This window comes from Streptomyces solincola (assembly GCF_002982015.1).
In the GTDB taxonomy this organism is placed as follows: domain Bacteria; phylum Actinomycetota; class Actinomycetes; order Streptomycetales; family Streptomycetaceae; genus Streptomyces; species Streptomyces solincola.
The window spans coordinates 184-18,527 of the sequence record NZ_PVLV01000198.1 but is presented as its reverse complement, the minus strand read 5'-3'; the positions used below and the strand labels follow the sequence as shown (position 1 = coordinate 18,527).

Genomic DNA, 18,344 nt, shown 5'->3' with positions numbered 1-18,344 from the left:
AGGGTCTGTTGCGAAAGTGGATCTTGTTCGGTGATGATCACGTCCTGTGGGACGTGGGGATCTGACGAACGGCCAGTGGGCTGGGCTTGAGCCTCTGCTGCCGACGGGCATCAAGCCGGGCCGGCCGCAGGTGTGGACGCGGCGGCAGCTGATAGACGGCATACGGTGGCGGACCCGGACCGGTGCTCCGTGGCGGGACGTGCCCGAACGTTATGGGCCGTGGGACCGGGTCTATGACCTGTTCCGGCGCTGGCAGCGGGACGGCACCTGGGCGCGGATCCTCACCCAGCTTCAGGCCGAGGCGGACGCGAAGGGCCTGATCACCTGGGAGGTCAACGTCGACTCCACCGTCTGCCGGGCCCACCAGCACGCCGCCGGAGCGGCGAAAAAGGGGACCTCCAGAAGGAGCCGCCCGGCGGGATTTTCGTCGAGCCGGCCGACCACGGCCTCGGGCGCTCCCGCGGCGGACTGACCAGCAAGATCCACCTCGCGGTCGAGCAGGGGCAGAAGCCCTTGTCGATAGTGATCACGGCCGGGCAGCGGGGCGACTCCCCGCAGTTCGAGCCGGTCCTGGAAGCCATCCGGGTTCCGCGGCTGGGACTCGGCAGGCCCCGCAGGCGGCCGGACCGGGTCCGGGCCGACAAGGCGTACGACTCCCGCAGCAACCGCTCCTACCTGCGCAGACGCGGGATCAAAGCCACCATCCCGGTTCCGGCGGACCGGGTCCGCAACCGCCTCAAACGCGGATCGCGCGGCGGACGGCCGCCGAAGTTCGACAAGGACGACTACAAGCAGCGGCACGCGGTCGAGTGCGGGATCAACCGGCTCAAGCGCCACCGGGCCGTGGCCACTCGGTACGACAAACTCGCCGTCCGCTACGAAGCGACCGTGCTGGTCGCAGCCATCAACGAGTGGCTGTGACCAGCACTTTCACAACAGACCCTAGAGCCCCGCCTCCCGAGGAGACCGCTTCCGGCCTCCGTCCACACCTGTGCCGGTGATCGGCGGTCCGCCTGTGTTTCTACACTTGACCTGCCGGATCGATGAACAATGGAAGGCTTCACGTCTATGGACGCCGTGGATAGGCAGCTCATCCAGGCCCTTCGGGAGAACGGTCGCGCCTCGTACGCCGAGCTGGGCCGGCTCGTGGGGCTCTCCGGGCCCTCCGTCACCGACCGGATCAACCGCCTGGAGGCGGCCGGCGTCATCACCGGCTACCGGGCCACCGTGGACTCCGCCTCGCTCGGCCTCGGCGTCACCGCCCTGATCGGCATCTCGCTGTCCGACGCCGCCGACCACGAGGACGTGGCCCGCCGACTGAAGGACCTGGCCGAGATCGAGGACTGCTGGTTCATCGCCGGCGACGACTCCTACATGCTCAAGGTGCGGGCCAGCGACGTGGACGGGCTGGAGAAGACCATCCGCCGGCTCTCCGGCACCCGGGGCGTCTCCCGCACCCGTACCACCATCGTGCTCTCCACCAAGTGGGAGAACCGCGTCGGGGAGCTGCCCGAGGAGGAGTGAGCCGCTGGGAGTACGGTGGGAACGCCCGAACAGGACAGACGCAGACACACGTAGGAGAGGCGGCCGACATGGACGCGGGGCTCAAGCGCGAGCTGGAGGAGAAGGTCCGGTCCGGGGAGCGGCTGACCCGCGAGGACGGCATCGCCCTGTACGAGTCCGACGACCTGGCCTGGCTCGGCGGTCTCGCCCACGAGGTGCGCACCCGCAAGAACGGCGACGTGGTCCACTTCAACGTCAACCGCCACCTCAACATGACCAACGTGTGCACCGCGTCGTGCGCCTACTGCTCGTTCCAGCGCAAGCCGGGCGAGAAGGACGCGTACACCATGCGCATCGAGGAGGCCGTCCGCCTGGCCAAGGCGATGGAGGGCGAGAACCTCACCGAGCTGCACATCGTCAACGGGCTGCACCCCAACCTCCCCTGGCGCTACTACCCGCGCTCCCTCAGCGAGCTGAAGAAGGCCCTGCCCGACGTCTCGCTGAAGGCGTTCACCGCCACCGAGATCCACCACTTCGAGACGATCTCCGGCATGTCGGCCTCCGACATCCTGGACGAGCTGATCGAGGCGGGCCTGGAGTCGCTGACCGGCGGCGGCGCGGAGATCTTCGACTGGGAGGTGCGCCAGCACATCGTGGACCACCGCACCCACTGGGAGGACTGGTCCCGCATCCACCGCCTGGCGCACGAGAAGGGGCTGAAGACCCCCTCCACCATGCTGTACGGGCACATCGAGGAGCCCCGGCACCGGGTGGACCACGTGCTGCGGCTGCGCGAGTTGCAGGACGAGACCGGCGGCTTCCAGGTCTTCATCCCGCTGCGCTACCAGCACGACTTCGTCGACATGCAGGACGGCAAGGTCCGCAACAAGCTCCAGGCCCGGACCACGATGGCCACCGGCGCGGAGGCGCTGAAGACCTTCGCCGTCTCCCGGCTGCTGTTCGACAACGTCCCGCACGTGAAGGTGTTCTGGGTCATGCACGGCGTGCAGACCGCGCAGCTCGCCCTCCAGCACGGCGCCGACGACATGGACGGCTCGGTGGTCGAGTACAAGATCACCCACGACGCCGACAACTACGGCACGCCCAACAAGCTCACTCGCGACGACCTGCTGGAGCTCATCCGGGACGCCGGCTTCCGCCCGGTGGAGCGCAACACCCGCTACGAGATCATCCGCGAGTACCCCGGCCCGGACGCCGGCCGCCGCGAGTCGCCGCAGCCGATGCGGGTGTGATCCGGGAGCAGCCGGGAGGCCCTAGGGTCGGGGCCATGCCGCTGACGTTCGAGTTCGACCCGCCGGTCGACGCCGGCCTGCGCGACGGCGTGCTCGCCCTGTGGGCCGCCGTCACCAACGCGGGCGGCGCCGTCGGCTTCGTCCCGCCGGTCACCCCCGAGGACGTCCGCCCCGAGTGGGTGCGCCACCTCACCGCGATGTCCGAGGGCCGCACCAGGCTGCTGGTCGGCTACGACGAGGACGGCGCCGTGGCGGCCACCGCGTTCGTGACCCTCAACACCCACCGGCTGATGCGCCACTGGGTGTGGCTGTACACCGTGATGGTCCACCCCGCCCGGCAGCGCGGGGGCCAGGGCCGGGAGCTGCTGGCCGCCGCCGAGAAGGCGGTACGCGGCCTGGACGGCGTCGAGGCGATCCGGCTCACCTGCCGGGGCGGCCTGGGCCTGGAGCGGTTCTACGCCTCCTGCGGCTACCGCGAGGTCGGCCGGGTGCCCGGCGCGATCCGGGTCGCCGACGGCGACGACCGCGACGACGTGACGATGCTGCTGCCGCTGGACGCCGGCGCCCCGGGACCCGGCCGCCTGAACTGATCCACCGGGGACGTGCTTCACTGGTCGGGCGGGATCGGCCCGCGTACGACGGTTCCGCAGGACGATCGCGTACCACGATCCCGTACCACCACCGCAGCTTCGACGAAGGAAGAGGCCCAGCCGTGTCCGCTGCCGATGCCAGGAAGAGCGCCACGCTCCGCTACACCCTGATGCGCTTCGGCGTGTTCGCCGGCTGCTTCCTCGCCGTCTGGGGCCTGGTCTACGCCGGGGTCATCCCGCGCGGCCTCGGCGACTCCAACCTGCTGTGGGTGCTGCTGCTGTCGCTGGTGGTCTCCGCGCCGCTCTCCTTCGTCCTGCTGCGCCGCCAGCGCGACGCGATGTCCGAGCAGATCGTGGACCGCGTCGACACCGCCAAGGCGCGCTTGGACGCCAACCGCAGCCGTGAGGACAGCGTCGCCCCCTGACCTCCCCGCCGGTCGCCGTGACGTCGGTCACGGCGACCGCGCCGGGCCTTCGCAAGCGCCCCCACCCCAGTGCAGAAGCTCCGCTTCCGCCTGGGGTGTTGGCGTTCCTGAGGGCATTCCTCCTTCATTCCTCCCCAAAGAAGTCCTTTGAGCTTCTCAAAGTGACGGTGTTACCGTGGTCGGCATGACGACCGCAGTGCGCCTCCGTGACGACGCCGCGAGCATCCCGCTCGTGGCGCGCCTGCACGTCGATCTCTGCCGCTGTATGTCCGCGGTCTGTTGCCGCGCCTGCTGACCCGGCTTCACGGCGGCGCCCCCACCAGCGCGAGTGCGCCGCACCCCTGACCCCGTATTACCCCGATACGCACCACTGGAGTGTGTCCGTTGTCCGCGTCCGCGAGCTCCGCCTCCGTGAGCCCCGAGTCCGCCGCGACCACCGCGCCGGCCCCGAAGCGCCGCCTGCCCAAGGTCCCCTTCTGGGCCCAGATAGTCGCCGGCCTCGTGCTGGGCGTGATCCTCGGCTGGATCACCCGCAGCTACGAGGTCTCCTGGCTCTACACCACGCTCGACAAGGTCGGCTCGATCTTCGTCCAGCTGCTGAAGCTGGCCGTCGCCCCGCTGGTCTTCTTCGCGATCCTGGTGTCGATCACCAACCTCCGCAAGGTCAACAACGCGGCCCGGCTCGCCTCCCGCACGCTGCTGTGGTTCATGATCACTTCGCTGATCGCGGTGGCCATCGGCCTCGCCATCGGCCTGATCACCAACCCGGGCGCCGGGACCGGCCTCACCCCGGCCGACGGCCAGAAGCCCGAGGGCGCCGGCTCCTGGCTGGACTTCCTCACCGGCATCGTGCCCACCGACGTCATCACGCCGTTCACCGAGCTGAACGTCCTCCAGATCGTCTTCATGGCCGCCGTCGTGGGCATCGCCGCGCTCAAGCTCGGCGAGAAGGCCCAGCCCATCCTGACCTTCAGCGAGTCCGTCCTCACCCTGCTCCAGAAGGCCCTGTGGTGGGTCATCCGGCTCGCCCCGATCGGCACCGTCGGCCTCATCGGCTACGCCATCGCCGACTACGGCTGGAACCTGCTCGGCAAGTACGCCACCTTCACCGCCGACGTCTACATCGGCTGCGCCCTGGTCCTCTTCGGCGTCTACCCGCTGCTGCTGGCGACCGTCGCCAAGGTCAACCCGATCCAGTTCTTCCGCGGCGCCTGGCCCGCCATCCAGCTGGCCTTCGTCTCGCGCTCCTCGGTCGGCACCATGCCGGTCACCCAGCGGGTCACCGAGCGCCTCGGCGTGCCCAAGGAGTACACCTCCTTCGCCGTCCCGTTCGGCGCCACCACCAAGATGGACGGCTGCGCCGCGATCTACCCGGCGCTGGCCGCGATCTTCATCGCCCAGATCTTCGACGTCCAGCTCGGCATCAGCGACTACCTGCTGATCGCCTTCGTCTCGGTGGTCGGCTCCGCCGCCACCGCGGGCCTCACCGGCGCCACGGTCATGCTGACGCTGACCCTGTCCACGCTGGGCCTGCCGCTGGAGGGCGTCGGCCTGCTGCTGGCCATCGACCCGATCCTGGACATGATCCGCACCGCCACCAACGTGGCCGGCCAGGCGCTGGTCCCGGTGCTGGTCGCCGCCCGGGAGAACATCCTGGACCGCGAGGCGTACGACGCCGCCACCTCCTCCCCGGTGGACGAGCGCACGTCCGAGGACGACGCGCGCACGCCGGCGGGGGTCCCGGCGGCCGCGTAGCCTCCGCCCTGCCCGCACGGGCGCCCCTGCCGCGGTACGCGGCGGGGGCGCCCGTCTTTCCGGGGCGCGGCCGGCGCCCCGTCCGGCGGTCGATGCCGTACGGTGCCGGGCCCCCGCCCGCGACCCTTAGGCTTACCGGTCGGTACGGGCGCGGGTGCGCGGGTGCGCGGGGCGGGAAGGACGGCGGACGTGGACGACCAGGCGGGCGACGGCGCGGCGGGCGACGATGCGACGGGCGACGATGCGACGGGCGACGGCGCGGGCGACGGCAAGGCCGTGCGGGGCCGTCGGATGCCGCGGGCGGTGCGCGAGCGCCAGATGATGGACGCCGCGGTGCGCACCTTCGGCCGGCGCGGCTACCGGGCCGCCTCCATGGACGAGATCGCCGAAGTCGCGGGCGTCTCCAAGCCGCTGGTCTACCTCTACCTGCACTCCAAGGAGGAGCTGTTCACCGCCTGCATCCGGCGGGAGGCGGCGGCCCTGGTCGCCGCGGTACGCGCCGGGGTGGCGGGGTCGGACGGCGAGCCGGACCTGCCGGCCGACGGGCAGCTCTGGGCCGGGCTCACCGCCTTCTTCACGCACACCGCCGAACACCCCGACGGCTGGGCGGTCCTGCACCAGCAGGCCCGCACCCACGGCGAGCCGTTCGCCGCGGAGGTGGCGGCGATGCGGGACGAACTGGTCGCCTTCGTCACCGCGTTGATCGGCGTCGCCGCGCGGGACGCCCGCCAGGACCCCGCCTTCAGCGACCGCGACCTCTCCGCTCTGGCCAACGCCCTGGTCGGCGCGGCCGAGTCACTGGCCGACTGGGCGAACCACACGCCGGGGGTCACCGCCAAGGAGGCCGCGGGCACCCTGATGAACTTCGCCTGGACGGGGCTGGGCGGCCTGATGGCCGGACACCGCTGGTCGCGCTCCTAGGGGCCGCCCGGAGCGCCGTGCGGCGGGAACTCCTCTACCGCGCCGCGCATGTGCTCCCGGCCGCCGCCCGGTTCCCGCAGCCCGAACGCGCCGTCAGCCGCGGTGTGCAGGACGGTCCCGGGCAGCCGCACCGGCGCGGCGAACACCGCCTCGGCCCGCACCCGCTCCGGCAGGCGCTGTTCGGCCAGGCAGCGTGCGAAGGTCCACATGCCGTGGGCGATGGGGCCGGGGAAGCCGAACGGCCGGGCGGTCAGCGGGCGCAGGTGGATGGGGTTGCGGTCGCCCGAGACGGCGGCGTACCGGCGGCCCAGGTCCGCGGGCAGCCGCCACTCGGCCAGGACGGGGAGCGCGGCGGGGGCCTCCCGCTCCGGCGGGCGGGCCTCCCCGGTGGCGTGCCGGGCCAGGTAGCCGCTGGTGGACTCCCAGACCAGGGCGCCGTCCCGGGCGTACGCCTCGGTGGTGACGTCCGCCTCGGAGCCCCGGTGGTGGGCCGTCGGCCCGGCGACCGCGACGGTGAGGTCCAGCGGCTCGTCCGGGGCGAGGGCGCGGTGCCGGGTGACGGATATCCGGGTGTGCACCAGGCCGAGCAGCGGCAGCGGGAAGGCCGGGGCGGCGAGCAGCCGCAGCGCGAGCGGGAAGCCCAGCAGATGGGGGTAGGGGAGCGGGACCTCCCCCGGCGGTGGGAACCCGCACAGCCGGGCGTACGCGGCGAGGCGGCGCGGATCGGGGCGCACGCCCGCGCGGTGCAGTCCGGCGCCGTACGCGGCGCCGGGCGGCGGGAGCCGCTTGAGCGGGGAGCGCAGGGCGCCGGCCGCCAGGGCGAGGGGGAGACCGCGGTCGCCCATGCCGGAGCCCCCTTCGTCGCGCCCGTGGCGTCCGTCCCACCCGGCGCCGGACTTACTCCAGAGTAAGGTTACCCGGCCGTCAGCAGCGGTGTACGCCGAAGGGGGAAGTCGCCGGGCGCGGACCGGTGAGTTCCGGCTCCGGATGCGGTCCACTTCTCCGTACCGAGGCACCCGCAGGACCGGACACGGACGGAGCAGGACCATGGGCAAGGTGGTGACCGGGGCGAGCATGTCCCTCGACGGGTACGTCTCCGGGCCCGGCCAGAGCGGCTTCGACCGGTTGTTCCAGTGGTACGGGAACGGCCGGGTGACGGTCGAGACCGCCGATCCGGGGCTGACGTTCCAGCTCACCGACGTCAGCGCCGCCCACTGGCGGCGGCTGGTCGCCGAGACCGGGGCGCTGGTGGTCGGCCGCAAGCTCTTCGACTTCACCGAGGGCTGGGGCGGCCGCCACCCGATGGACGTCCCGGTCGTCCTGCTCAGCCACTCCGTGCCCGAGGGCTGGCCGCGCGAGGACGCCCCCTTCCACTTCGTCACCGACGGCGGCATCGAGCGCGCCGTCGCCGTCGCCCGCGATCTGGCCGGCGGGAAGAACGTGGTCGTCAACTCCGGGACCATGGCCACCCAGGCCCTGGAGGCCGGCCTGCTGGACGAGGTCGGCATCGACCTGGTCCCCGTCATCCTCGGCGACGGCACGCCCTTCTTCATCGCGCCCGCCGACGCCCCGTACACCCTGGAGGGCCCCGTCTCCATCGCCGAGGGGGACCGGGTGACGCATCTGCGCTACCGGGTGCGGTACGACGACTGACCGGACCCCCTCCGGAGGCTGTATCCCGCGGGTCCGGGGCCGGGCGTCACTCCCGGGCGCCGTCCTCCTCGTGTGCGGCCCGCCACCGGCGTACCACCGCGTCGACGTCGTGCGGGACCAGTCCCAGCGGCGGGCCGGGCGGCGGGCGGCGCAGCGCGGCGGCGATCTTCTCGTTGACCGCCTCCAACCGCCGCCGCACCTCGGTCTCCGTGCGGGCCCGGCCGGCCGCCGCCAGGGCGTCCTCGGACTCCTTGCGCAGGGCCAGGGCCGGCGGCAGCACCGACACGCCCTCGCGGTGCATCTTGTCCTTGACCCACCACTCCTCGTCGTACGGGGCGGTGTCGTCGGGCAGCGGCTTGCCGAAGCCGGGCAGGGCGCGGAAGTCGCCGCGCTCGGCCGCCTCGCGGATCTGCCGGTCGACGAAGGACTCGAAGCTCACACCGGGCGGTTTGCGTTCGGTCATGCGTTCCAGGGTAGGGCGAGCCCGAACGGCGCGGGCAGCGGGAAGACGCCGCAGGGGCGGGAAAAGGCAGGAGCCCCTTCCGGTCGGCCATGCGGCCGAGCGCGGAAAGGGCTCCTTGGGTACTGCTACGTCGTGGCGATCACGACCCAGGCCGTCAGGCCGGGGTGACGTTCTCCGCCTGCGGGCCCTTCGGGCCCTGGGTGACGTCGAAGTTCACCAGCTGGTTCTCCTCGAGGGAGCGGAAGCCGGAGGCGTTGATCGCGGAGTAGTGAACGAAGACATCCGGGCCGCCGCCGTCCTGGGCGATGAAGCCGAAGCCCTTTTCAGCGTTGAACCACTTGACGGTTCCGGTAGCCATAAGCCCTCCTTGGGCCAAAGGGTCGCCCTGCTCCAGAACCTGAAACAAGTCTGAAAATTACAAAAGCCTGCGGGTCACATGCTCCGCAGGCTCTGTACTGCAAGGGAAACCAAACTGCAACTTGCGATGAGCGTAGCACGCGCTGTGCGCGGATGGGTAGTAGGGAAGATCACGTCACTCGGATGTCTGCCGGAGTTCATCTGCGCTGACGGCCGCCCCGGGCTCGGGAGAGGATGCGTCCGGGTCTAGCCTGAAGGTCGTGGACCATTCAACCGACGACCCCCAGCCCAGCCGGCCGCGCGTCGGGCACATCCAGTTCCTGAACTGCCTGCCCCTCTACTGGGGCCTTGCCCGCACCGGGACGCTCCTGGACCTGGAGCTGACCAAGGACACCCCGGAGAAGCTCAGCGAGAAGCTGGTGCGGGGCGACCTCGACATCGGCCCCGTCACCCTCGTCGAGTACCTGCGGCACGCCGACGAGCTGGTCGCCTTCCCCGACCTGGCGGTCGGCTGCGACGGCCCCGTCATGTCCTGCGTGATCGTGTCCCAGTGCCCGCTGGCCGACCTGGACCGGGCGCGGGTGGCGCTCGGCTCCACCTCGCGCACCTCGGTCCGCCTGGCGCAGCTGCTGCTCGCCGAGCAGTACGGCGTCTCGCCCGACTACTACACCTGCCCCCCGGACCTCGGCACGATGATGCAGGAGGCCGACGCCGCCGTCCTGATCGGCGACGCCGCCCTGCGGGCCTCGCTGCACGACGCGCCGCGCCTGGGCCTGCGCGTCCACGACCTCGGCCGGATGTGGAAGGAGTGGACCGGGCTGCCGTTCGTCTTCGCGGTCTGGGCGGTGCGCCGGGACTACCTGGCCCGCGAGCCGGCCATGGTCCGCCAGGTGCACGAGGCGTTCCTCGCCTCCCGTGACCTGTCCCTGACCGAGGTCGGCAAGGTCGCCGAGCAGGCCGCGCGCTGGGAGGCGTTCGACGCGGAGCTGCTGGAGCGCTACTTCACCACTCTGGACTTCCGCTTCGCCGCCGAGCAGCTCGCCGGGGTACGCGAGTTCGCCCGCCGCACCGGCCCGAGCACCGGATTCCCGGCCGACGTGCGCGTGGAACTGCTCACCGCGGACGACTGAGCCGGAATTCCTGAATGCGGTCGGCCCGACAAGGGAATTCCGGTGCACTTCCACGCCACGGTCGCCGAAATCCGTTTCGGGGCCCGGGTATTGCTCCGCGGCGCCGGGGCGCGCCGAGACCCGCCGGGCTCGCCCGGGCACGCCGCACGCGTGCGCGGCCCCGGCCTCCGCGCCGCGGCCGGGTCCGGCCGGCCGCACCGGCGCCGGCCTGGCCCACGCCTCCCGGGAGCAGGCCGCCGCAAACCCCGCGCGCGACCCCCACCCGCGCCCCGGACGCGGACGCGCCCACTCCCCGGGCCGGGCCGTCCCGGGGGCTGGCGTAGGCTGGACCGGTCCGTGTATGGGGCCCGTACAGGCCCCGCGTACGCCAGCAAGCGCCCTGCCAACCGTGCCGAAAGGTGACAGCCGGTGACCGAGAAGGCCGACCTTCAGTCCGTCCTCGACCGAGCCGCGGAGGGCGGGCGGATCACCCCGGAAGAGGCGCTCGACCTCTACCGGTCGGCCCCGCTGCACGCGCTCGGCGCGGCCGCGGACGCGGTACGCAGGCGGCGGTACGCGGGGACCGAGCACATCGCCACGTACATCATCGAGCGGAACATCAACTACACCAACGTCTGCGTGACGGCCTGCAAGTTCTGCGCCTTCTACGCGCCGCCGAAGGCCGTCGACAAGGGCTGGACCCGGGACCTGGACGACATCCTGCGCCGCTGCGCGGAGACCGTCGAGCTGGGCGGCACGCAGATCATGTTCCAGGGCGGGCATCACCCGGACTACGGGGTGGAGTACTACGAGGAGCACTTCTCCGCCATCAAGAAGGCGTTCCCGCAGTTGGTCATCCACTCCCTCGGGGCCTCCGAGATCGAGCACATGGCCCGCATCTCCGGGGTCTCCGCCGACGAGGCGATCCGGCGGATCCACGCCGCCGGGCTGGACTCCTTCGCCGGCGCGGGCGCGGAGCTGCTGCCGGCCCGCCCGCGCAAGGCGATCGCCCCGCTGAAGGAGTCCGGCGAGCGCTGGCTGGAGATCATGGAGATCGCCCACCGCCTCGGCGTGGAATCCACCTCCACCATGCTGATGGGCACCGGCGAGACCAACGCCGAACGCATCGAGCACCTGCGGATGATCCGGGACGTGCAGGACCGCACCGGCGGCTTCCGCGCCTTCATCCCGTACACCTACCAGCCGGAGAACAACCACCTGAAGGGCCGCACCCAGGCGACCCTCTTCGAGTACCTGCGCATGATCGCCGTCGCGCGCCTGTTCCTGGACAACGTCGCGCACATCCAGGGCTCCTGGCTGACCACCGGCAAGGAGGTCGGCCAGCTCTCCCTGCACTACGGCGCGGACGACCTGGGCTCGATCATGCTGGAGGAGAACGTCGTCTCCTCGGCCGGCGCGAAGCACCGCTCCAACCGGCTGGAGATCATCGACCTGATCCGCAAGGCCGGCCGGGTCCCCGCCCAGCGCACCACCACCTACGAGCACGTCGTGGTGCACGACGACCCGGCGGACGACCCGGTCGACGAGCGGGTGGTCTCGCACATCTCCTCCACCGCCATCGAGGGCGGCACCGCCCACCCGGAGCTGAAGCTGCTCAACGCCAACTGACCCCGGCGTGCTGACACTTCACCGCCCGGCGGCCGGCGACTGCGTCCTGGTGGACGGCGCACTGATCGTCGCCACCGGACCGTACGAGCAGATCGCCGCCGCCGGCGCGCGGGTACGCGAGTGGGCCGGGACCCTGCGCCCCGGACGCCACGAGCCGGCGGCCGGCCGGCTGCTGGAGACGCTCTACTGGCCCGACCCGCGCGAGGCGGACGAGCTGGGGACCGAGCCGCTGCCGGCCGGGGCGGTGGCGATGACCGACACCCGCTGGGGCGCGAGCGCCCGGCGCGGACTCCAGCGGATGCTGGGCCGCGGCGTGACCTCGGTCGCCGGCCCCTTCACCCGCGCCCCGGTGCGCACCGCCGTCCAGCGCTCCGGCGTCCTGGTCGCCGCGTACGCCCCGGCCGCTCCGGCCCCCGGCGGGCGCGCGGACTTCACCGTGCTCGCCGACGACGGGAGTTGCCTGGTGACGGTGGTCGGCGGGCGGCTGGTCCACCGCCGGGCCTGAGCCCGGGGGCGGGGCGCGCTGCGAGCGGTGCGCGCCCCTGCTGCACAATGACGGGGTGACCCGTGCATCCCTGGACAAGAAGCCGTACGACGTGGCCTCGATGTTCGACGCCGTGGCGGAACGGTACGACCTCACCAACGACGTCCTCTCGCTCGGCCAGGACCGGCGCTGGCGCAAGGAGGTCGCCCGCGCGGTGGACGCCCGGCCCGGCCAGCGGGTGCTGGACCTGGCGGCCGGGACGGGCACCTCCTCGCTGCCGTTCGCGCTGGCGGGCGCGTTCACCGTGCCGTGCGACTTCTCCCTCGGCATGCTCCGGGAGGGCCGGCGCAAGCACGGCTGGCTGCCGCTGACTGCCGGGGACGCCACCAGGCTGCCGTTCAAGGACGGCGTCTTCGACGCGGTGACCATCTCCTTCGGGCTGCGCAACGTCCAGGACACCGACGCCGCGCTGGCCGAGCTGTTCCGGGTGACCCGTCCCGGCGGCCGGGTGGTGATCTGCGAGTTCTCCCACCCCACCTGGGGTCCGCTGCGCACCGTGTACGAGGAGTACCTGATGCGCGCGCTGCCCCCGGTGGCCCGCGCCGTCTCCTCCAACCCGGAGGCGTACGTCTACCTCGCCGAGTCCATCCAGTCCTGGCCCGACCAGCCGGAGCTGGCCCGCCGCCTCCAGAAGGCCGGCTGGTCCAAGGTGGCCTGGCGCAACCTCTCCGGCGGCATCGTCGCCCTGCACCGCGGCACCAGGCCCAAGGACTGACCGGCCGCCCTCCACCGGCCGCCCTCAACCGGTGAGCACCGCCAGCTTCCGGGTCGCCCGGGTCATCGCCACATAGCGGTCCACCGCCCCGGCGACGCCCGGGCCGAAGGCCGCCGGTTCGACCAGGACGACCAGGTCGAACTCCAGCCCCTTGGCCAGCTCGGGGGTGAGCGAGCGGACCCGGGGGTCAGCCGGCCGGAAGGCGGGGTCCCCGATGACGCAGGCGGTGCCCTGGTCGTGCTCGTCCAGCCAGGCGGCGAGGACCGCGTCCCGGTCGGCGCACGAGCCGTGCAGCACCGGGATCCCGGAACTGCGCACCGACGCCGGCACGTTGGCGTCGGGCAGCGCGGCGCGGATCACCGGCTCCGCCTCCGCCATCACCTCCGACGGCGTGCGGTAGTTGACGCCCAGCGAGGCGATCTCGATCCGGTCGATCCCGACCCGCTCCAGCCGCTCCCGCCACGACTCGGCGAACCCGTCGCGGGCCTGGGCGCGGTCCCCCACGACGGTGAAGCTGCGCGACGGGCAGCGCAGCAGCAGCATCTGCCACTGGGCGTCGGTCAGTTCCTGCGCCTCGTCCACCACGATGTGCGCGAACGGCCCGGCCAGCGGATCGCGTACGGCGGCGGGCAGCGCCCGCTCGTCCACCAGGCGCTCGCGCAGGTCCTGGCCGTGCAGCATGGTCACCGCGCCCTCGCCGTCCGGGTCGGCGGCCAGCACGTTGTCGATGACCCCGGCCATCCGCTCCCGCTCGGCGGCCAGCGCGGCCGCGCGCCGCACGCCGAGCCGGGCCGCCGCCGGGTCGCCGAGCCGCTGCCGCGCCGCGTCCAGCAGCGGCAGGTCGGACACCGTCCACGCCTGCGCCTCCGCCCGCTGCAAGGTGCGCACCTCGTCGCGGCTCAGCCAGGGCGCGCACAGCCGCAGATAGGCGGGCACCGTCCACAGGTCGCCGACCAGGTCGGCCGCCTCCAGCAGCGGCCAGGCCCCGTGCAGCGCGCCGGTCAGCTCCTCGTCGCGCGCCAGCGTCCGGCGCAGCAGCTCCGGCGGCACCCCCTCGCGCTCGACCCCGTCGCCGTCGACGGTGACCGGGAGCCGGTCGCCCACCATGGCGACCAGCTCGTCGAAGATCCGCGCCCGGGCCTCGTTGTGCGGGGTGCCGGGCTCCGGTGCGTCGAACGCCTCGGCCCAGTCGGCGGCGGTCAGCCGGACGTCCGCCCACGGGGTGCTGACGGTGAGCGCCTCGGTGGGCGGGCTCTCGTAGAACCGCACCGCCGGTTCGATCGCCGCCACCATCCGCGCGGACGACTTGAGCCGGGCCGCCTCCGGGTCGCGCTCCGCGCCCGCCCGCGCGCCCTCGGGCAGCAGGTCGCGCAGGGTGCAGGTGCGCACCCCCTCCTCGCCCAGGCTGGGCAGCACGTCGGAGACGTAGTCCAGGTACGGCTGGTGGGGGCCGACGAACAGCACCCCGCCGTGCCGGGCGCGGTCGCCCAGCCGGGGGTCGGAGTACAGCAGGTACGCCGAGCGGTGCAGGGCCACCACGGTCTTGCCGGTGCCCGGGCCGCCGTCCACCACCAGCGCGCCCCGGGACCCGGCCCGGATGGCGGCGTCCTGGTCGGACTGGATGGTGGCCAGCACGTCCCGCATCCGCTCCGAGCGGTGCCCGCCCAGGCTGGCGACGAACGCGGACTGGTCGTCCAGGGCGGCATGGTGCTCCAGGCCGTCGGCGGTGAACACCTCGTCCCAGTAGTCGGCGACCCGGCCACCGGTCCAGCGGTAGCGGCGGCGGCTGGCCAGGCCCATCGGCCGGGCGTGGGTGGCGGCGAAGAACGGCTCGGCGGCCGGCGAGCGCCAGTCCAGCAGCAGCCGCCGCCCGGCGTCGTCGGTCAGCCCCAGCCGCCCCACGTACACCGGCTCCGTACCGCCCTCCCCCTCGCCCGTGCCGACCATCCGCCCCAGGCACAGGTCGAGGCCGAAGCGCCGCAGGGTGCGCAGCCGGCCGGTCAGCCGGTGCACCTCCTGGTCCCGCTCCAGCGCCTCCCGCCCGGCCCCGCCGGGGGCCCTCAGCGCGGCGTCCAACTGCGCCGACAGCTCGGCGACGGTCTCCCGCAGGCAGTCCTCCACCGCCGCGAAGTGCCGTTCGTCCGCGGCGATCAGCTCCGGGTCGGCCTTGGCCGCCAACCCCTCCCCGAGCGCGAACGGCCCCTGCGTCCTCGGTCCCGCACCCACGCCGACACCCATGGCACATACCCCCGCGATTCCCGTTCTCGGCTTCCGACCTGGGATTCTGCGGGACGAGGGGGGCCTTGCCGCAAGGCCCCCCGTGCGCTATACGTTGAGAGTGGCCGGGGAAGTCGCCGGCGGTCCCGCGGGGGCGCCCAGCTCCAGCCGGTAGCACCGCCCCTCCCCGCCGCCCTCCCGCCCTTCCACGGGGTACGTCTCGGCGGCCTCCATGCCCAGCCTGCGGGCGACCGCCGCGGACCGCTCGTTGCGCGGGTCCACCATGGCCACCACCCGCTCCACCCCGGTGGCGCGCAGCTTCTCCAGCGTCATCCGCGCCGCCTCGGTCGCGTAGCCCCGGCCCCAGGCGGCGCGCCCCAGCCGCCAGCCGATCTCGATCTCCCCGGCCGGGCCCCAGGCGTGCGGCCACGGCTGCGCGCCGGTGAAGCCGACGACCTCGCCGGCCTCGTCCAGCACCGTCCACAGGCAGAAGCCGCGCTCGGCGTCATGGCGGCGCTGGCGGGCGGTGAACTCGTAGTACAGCGACAGCTCCGCGGACCGGCCGCCGAGGAACTCCATCACCTCCGGGTGGTCGAACACCTGGTGCCAGGCGTACGCGTCCTCCTCCGTCGGCACCCGCAGCGTCAGCCGCGCGGGGGCCGCCGCGGTGGCCGCCGCGGCCGGATCGGTCGCCGGGTCAGGGGTCGCGGGCGGGGCGGCGGGAAGCAGCTCGGTCATCGGGTGGCCCTCCGGTTCGGCGTCGGCTCGCCCCCATAGACTGCCCTTGACCTGTGCCGTCCGGTACGCAGTTTCGAGTATTCGGGAGACCCCGCCGTGACCGAACAGCAGCCGCAGCCCCGCTCCGAGCACACCGCCGACGTGATCGTCGTCGGGGCCGGCCCGGCCGGGTCCACGACCGCGTACTACCTGGCCAAGGCCGGTCTGGACGTCCTGCTCCTGGAGAAGACCGCCTTCCCGCGCGAGAAGGTCTGCGGCGACGGGCTCACGCCCCGCGCGACCAAGCAGCTCGTCGCCATGGGCATCGACATCTCCGAGGAGGCCGGCTGGCTGCGCAACAAGGGCCTGCGGATCATCGGCGGCGGGGTCCGGCTCCAGTTGGACTGGCCGGAGCTGGCCAGCTACCCGGACTACGGACTGGTGCGCAAGCGCGACGACTTCGACGAGCAGCTCGCCCGGCAGGCGCAGAAGGCCGGGGCGCGGCTGTACGAGCGGTGCAACGTGGGCGCGCCGGTGATCGACGAGCGCACCGGCCGGATCACCGGGGTGCACGCCAAGCTCGGCGAGGAGAAGCGGGAGGTGGTCTTCGCCGCCCCGCTGGTGGTCGCCGCCGACGGCAACTCCTCGCGGATCTCGCTGGCGATGGGCCTGCACCGGCGCGAGGACCGGCCGATGGGCGTGGCCGTGCGCACCTACTTCACCAGCCCGCGGCACGACGACGACTACCTGGAGTCCTGGCTGGAGCTGTGGGACCGCCGCGGCCCCGGCGAGGACCGGCTGCTGCCCGGCTACGGTTGGATCTTCGGCATGGGCGACGGCACCTCCAACGTCGGGCTCGGCGTGCTCAACACCTCCGCGTCCTTCAAGGAGCTGGACTGGCGCGAGGTGCTGAAGGCGTGGTGCGCCTCGATGCCGGCGGACTGGGGCTACACCGACGAGAACATGACCGGCCCGATCCGCGGGGCCGCGCTGCCGATGGCCTTCAACCGCCAGCCGCACTACACCCGCGGCCTGCTGCTGGTCGGCGACGCGGGCGGGCTGGTGAACCCCTTCAACGGCGAGGGCATCGCGTACGCCATGGAGTCCGGCCAGCTGGCCGCCGACGTCATCGTCCAGGCGCACGCCCGCGCCACCCCGGCCCAGCGCGAGCGCGCCCTGCACGCCTATCCGCAGGTCCTCAAGGACACCTACGGCGGCTACTACACCCTGGGCCGCGCCTTCGTGAAGCTCATCGGCAACCCGAAGGTCATGAAGATCGCCACCCAGCGCGGCCTCACCCACCCGCTGCTGATGCGCTTCACCCTCAAGATGCTCGCCAACCTCACCGACCCCACCGGCGGCGACGCCATGGACCGCATCATCAACGGCCTGTCGAAGGTCGCGCCCAGGGCGTGAGACCAGCCGCGCGCCGCCCCCCCCGCGAGACGACCCGGAGGGCCGACGGCGCGGCCCACCGCGTCCGGGCGCTACGACCGCGTCAGCGTCCCGCACGCGCCGTCGTCCGGGCGCATCAGCTCGTCCATCGGGACGTCGCGGTCGTAGGGGTCGACGGCGGGGCCGGCGGCGGGGTCGGCGGGGGAGCGGTCGGCGGTGAACTGCGGGCGCAGGAAGCCGCGGCCGTCGCCCGCGCCGGTGGCCGTGCCCGTACGGTCGCCGCCGCAGCCGCCGTTGGCGGTGTCCGTCCGGTACGACAGGACGGTGAACGTCCCGGCCTCGGTCTCGACCCTCGCCGGGTCGTCCCAGCTCACCACCAGTTCGCGCCGCACCACGGTGCGGGCGACCTCGTCGCCGCCGCCCGCCCGCACCAGCGGGTAGACGAAGGTGACGTCGGCGGTCACCTCCACCGCGCCGCGCTCGCCCTGCGCGAAGGACAGCTCCCCCCTGGTGCGGACCTCGCCCCCGGCCGGGCGGACCGCCGCCGGGTCGAACCGGCTGAACATCAGCACCGGGTCGTTCTCCTCGTCGGGGGTGCGGAAGGCGGCCGCCAGGTAGTCCTGGACGTCCCGCTGGTGCGGGTTGACCAGCGCGATGGCCGCCTCAGGGCGCTCGCCGCGCAGCACCGCCGGGTCCAGGTTGGACAGGGCGAGGAAGTCCCGGGTACGGGTCAGGGCGCGGGCCACCTCCGCCTGGTCCATCCAGCCGGTGGCCCGGGCCGCGGGGACGGTGATCCCGGCCGCGCCGGTCCTCCAGCCGGCGGCGGGCGAGCCCCGGAACGGCTCGGCGGGCGTGGGCCGCTCCGCCTCCGCCGCCGGCGCCGCCCGGCCCGCGGCCGACGGCGGCCCCCCGTCCTGCGTGCCGCCCCCGAACCAGCCGGCCACCCGGTCCGGGAAGAGCGCGAGGAGCAGCAGGACGAGCACGGCGGCCAGACCGGCCGCGTACCGGCCCTTTCCGCGCCGCTTCGGGGCCGCGGCCGGCGGGTGCGCCCGCCAGGCGGGCGGCGGCCCCCCGGGGGCCTCCCGCAGCCGCCCGCTC

General features: G+C 73.3%; 19 protein-coding genes. 13 read left to right on the top strand and 6 right to left on the bottom strand.

What is annotated here, in order from left to right; all coding sequences use genetic code 11:
• The first annotated feature begins 46 nt into the window (after positions 1-46).
• The 7 genes from C6N75_RS14385 (at position 47) to C6N75_RS14355 (ending at position 6,447) form a co-directional block, all read left to right on the top strand.
• A protein-coding gene (locus C6N75_RS14385; protein WP_407703219.1) for an IS5 family transposase occupies positions 47-921 on the top strand; the annotation gives its coding sequence in 2 pieces (ribosomal slippage) (positions 47-440 and positions 440-921; 876 coding nt in all).
• 147 nt (positions 922-1,068) lie between these two features.
• The gene (locus tag C6N75_RS14380) at positions 1,069-1,524 is read left to right on the top strand and encodes an Lrp/AsnC family transcriptional regulator (protein ID WP_105869286.1); all 456 of its coding nucleotides are present in this window, start codon (positions 1,069-1,071) and stop codon (positions 1,522-1,524) included.
• A 68-nt stretch (positions 1,525-1,592) separates the two neighbouring features.
• Entirely contained in the window at positions 1,593-2,756 is a 1,164-nt protein-coding gene (gene mqnE / locus C6N75_RS14375) for an aminofutalosine synthase MqnE (protein ID WP_105869285.1), read from the top strand.
• A gap of 35 nt (positions 2,757-2,791) precedes the next feature.
• Positions 2,792-3,346, top strand: coding sequence for a GNAT family N-acetyltransferase (locus C6N75_RS14370; RefSeq protein WP_105869284.1), 555 nt, complete (start codon positions 2,792-2,794; stop codon positions 3,344-3,346).
• 122 nt (positions 3,347-3,468) lie between these two features.
• Positions 3,469-3,771, top strand: a complete 303-nt coding sequence (locus tag C6N75_RS14365; RefSeq protein WP_256105494.1) for a DUF4229 domain-containing protein — start codon at positions 3,469-3,471, stop codon at positions 3,769-3,771.
• 411 nt (positions 3,772-4,182) lie between these two features.
• Complete coding sequence (locus C6N75_RS14360; RefSeq protein WP_105869289.1) at positions 4,183-5,526, top strand: dicarboxylate/amino acid:cation symporter; 1,344 nt, start codon at positions 4,183-4,185, stop codon at positions 5,524-5,526.
• Positions 5,527-5,817: 291 nt separating this feature from the next.
• Entirely contained in the window at positions 5,818-6,447 is a 630-nt protein-coding gene (locus C6N75_RS14355) for a TetR/AcrR family transcriptional regulator (protein ID WP_105869288.1), read from the top strand.
• Here C6N75_RS14355 and C6N75_RS14350 read toward each other — a convergent pair.
• Complete coding sequence (locus C6N75_RS14350) at positions 6,444-7,292, bottom strand: MaoC/PaaZ C-terminal domain-containing protein (RefSeq protein WP_105869283.1); 849 nt, start codon at positions 7,290-7,292, stop codon at positions 6,444-6,446. The two genes, C6N75_RS14355 and C6N75_RS14350, sit on opposite strands and share 4 nt — an antisense overlap.
• Before the next feature lie 202 nt (positions 7,293-7,494).
• Between C6N75_RS14350 and C6N75_RS14345 the strand changes: the two genes are divergently transcribed.
• Positions 7,495-8,100 (top strand): dihydrofolate reductase family protein, encoded by a 606-nt coding sequence (locus tag C6N75_RS14345; protein WP_105869282.1) that lies wholly within the window; start codon positions 7,495-7,497, stop codon positions 8,098-8,100.
• 46 nt (positions 8,101-8,146) lie between these two features.
• Here the strand turns inward: C6N75_RS14345 and C6N75_RS14340 are convergent, their stop codons facing one another.
• Positions 8,147-8,563, bottom strand: coding sequence for a DnaJ family domain-containing protein (locus tag C6N75_RS14340; protein WP_105869281.1), 417 nt, complete (start codon positions 8,561-8,563; stop codon positions 8,147-8,149).
• A 154-nt stretch (positions 8,564-8,717) separates the two neighbouring features.
• Positions 8,718-8,921, bottom strand: a complete 204-nt coding sequence (locus tag C6N75_RS14335) for a cold-shock protein (protein WP_008738468.1) — start codon at positions 8,919-8,921, stop codon at positions 8,718-8,720.
• A 259-nt stretch (positions 8,922-9,180) separates the two neighbouring features.
• Between C6N75_RS14335 and C6N75_RS14330 the strand changes: the two genes are divergently transcribed.
• The 4 genes from C6N75_RS14330 to C6N75_RS14315 all read left to right on the top strand — a co-directional run bounded on the left by C6N75_RS14330 (position 9,181) and on the right by C6N75_RS14315 (position 12,917).
• Positions 9,181-10,050: a menaquinone biosynthetic enzyme MqnA/MqnD family protein gene (locus C6N75_RS14330; RefSeq protein ID WP_181160470.1), complete on the top strand. Its 870-nt coding sequence runs from the start codon at positions 9,181-9,183 to the stop codon at positions 10,048-10,050.
• A 408-nt stretch (positions 10,051-10,458) separates the two neighbouring features.
• Positions 10,459-11,658: a cyclic dehypoxanthinyl futalosine synthase gene (gene mqnC / locus C6N75_RS14325; RefSeq protein ID WP_105869279.1), complete on the top strand. Its 1,200-nt coding sequence runs from the start codon at positions 10,459-10,461 to the stop codon at positions 11,656-11,658.
• 7 nt (positions 11,659-11,665) lie between these two features.
• A complete protein-coding gene (locus C6N75_RS14320; protein WP_105869278.1) occupies positions 11,666-12,163 on the top strand; it encodes a hypothetical protein in 498 nt (165 codons plus the stop codon).
• Between the two features lie 55 nt (positions 12,164-12,218).
• Positions 12,219-12,917, top strand: a complete 699-nt coding sequence (locus C6N75_RS14315) for a demethylmenaquinone methyltransferase (RefSeq protein WP_105869277.1) — start codon at positions 12,219-12,221, stop codon at positions 12,915-12,917.
• 24 nt (positions 12,918-12,941) lie between these two features.
• Here C6N75_RS14315 and helR read toward each other — a convergent pair whose 3' ends face one another.
• On the bottom strand, positions 12,942-15,155 hold the full coding sequence (gene helR / locus C6N75_RS14310) for an RNA polymerase recycling motor ATPase HelR (RefSeq protein ID WP_105869276.1): 2,214 nt from the start codon (positions 15,153-15,155) through the stop codon (positions 12,942-12,944).
• 87 nt (positions 15,156-15,242) lie between these two features.
• The gene (locus C6N75_RS14305; RefSeq protein WP_105869275.1) at positions 15,243-15,872 is read right to left on the bottom strand and encodes a GNAT family N-acetyltransferase; all 630 of its coding nucleotides are present in this window, start codon (positions 15,870-15,872) and stop codon (positions 15,243-15,245) included.
• Between the two features lie 96 nt (positions 15,873-15,968).
• Between C6N75_RS14305 and C6N75_RS14300 the strand changes: the two genes are divergently transcribed.
• A complete protein-coding gene (locus C6N75_RS14300; RefSeq protein ID WP_105869274.1) occupies positions 15,969-17,267 on the top strand; it encodes a geranylgeranyl reductase family protein in 1,299 nt (432 codons plus the stop codon).
• A 71-nt stretch (positions 17,268-17,338) separates the two neighbouring features.
• On the opposite strand, the gene C6N75_RS14295 is transcribed toward C6N75_RS14300, so the two are convergent.
• Positions 17,339-18,344: hypothetical protein (locus tag C6N75_RS14295; RefSeq protein ID WP_258177409.1), on the bottom strand; the 1,006-nt coding region annotated here is incomplete at its 5' end.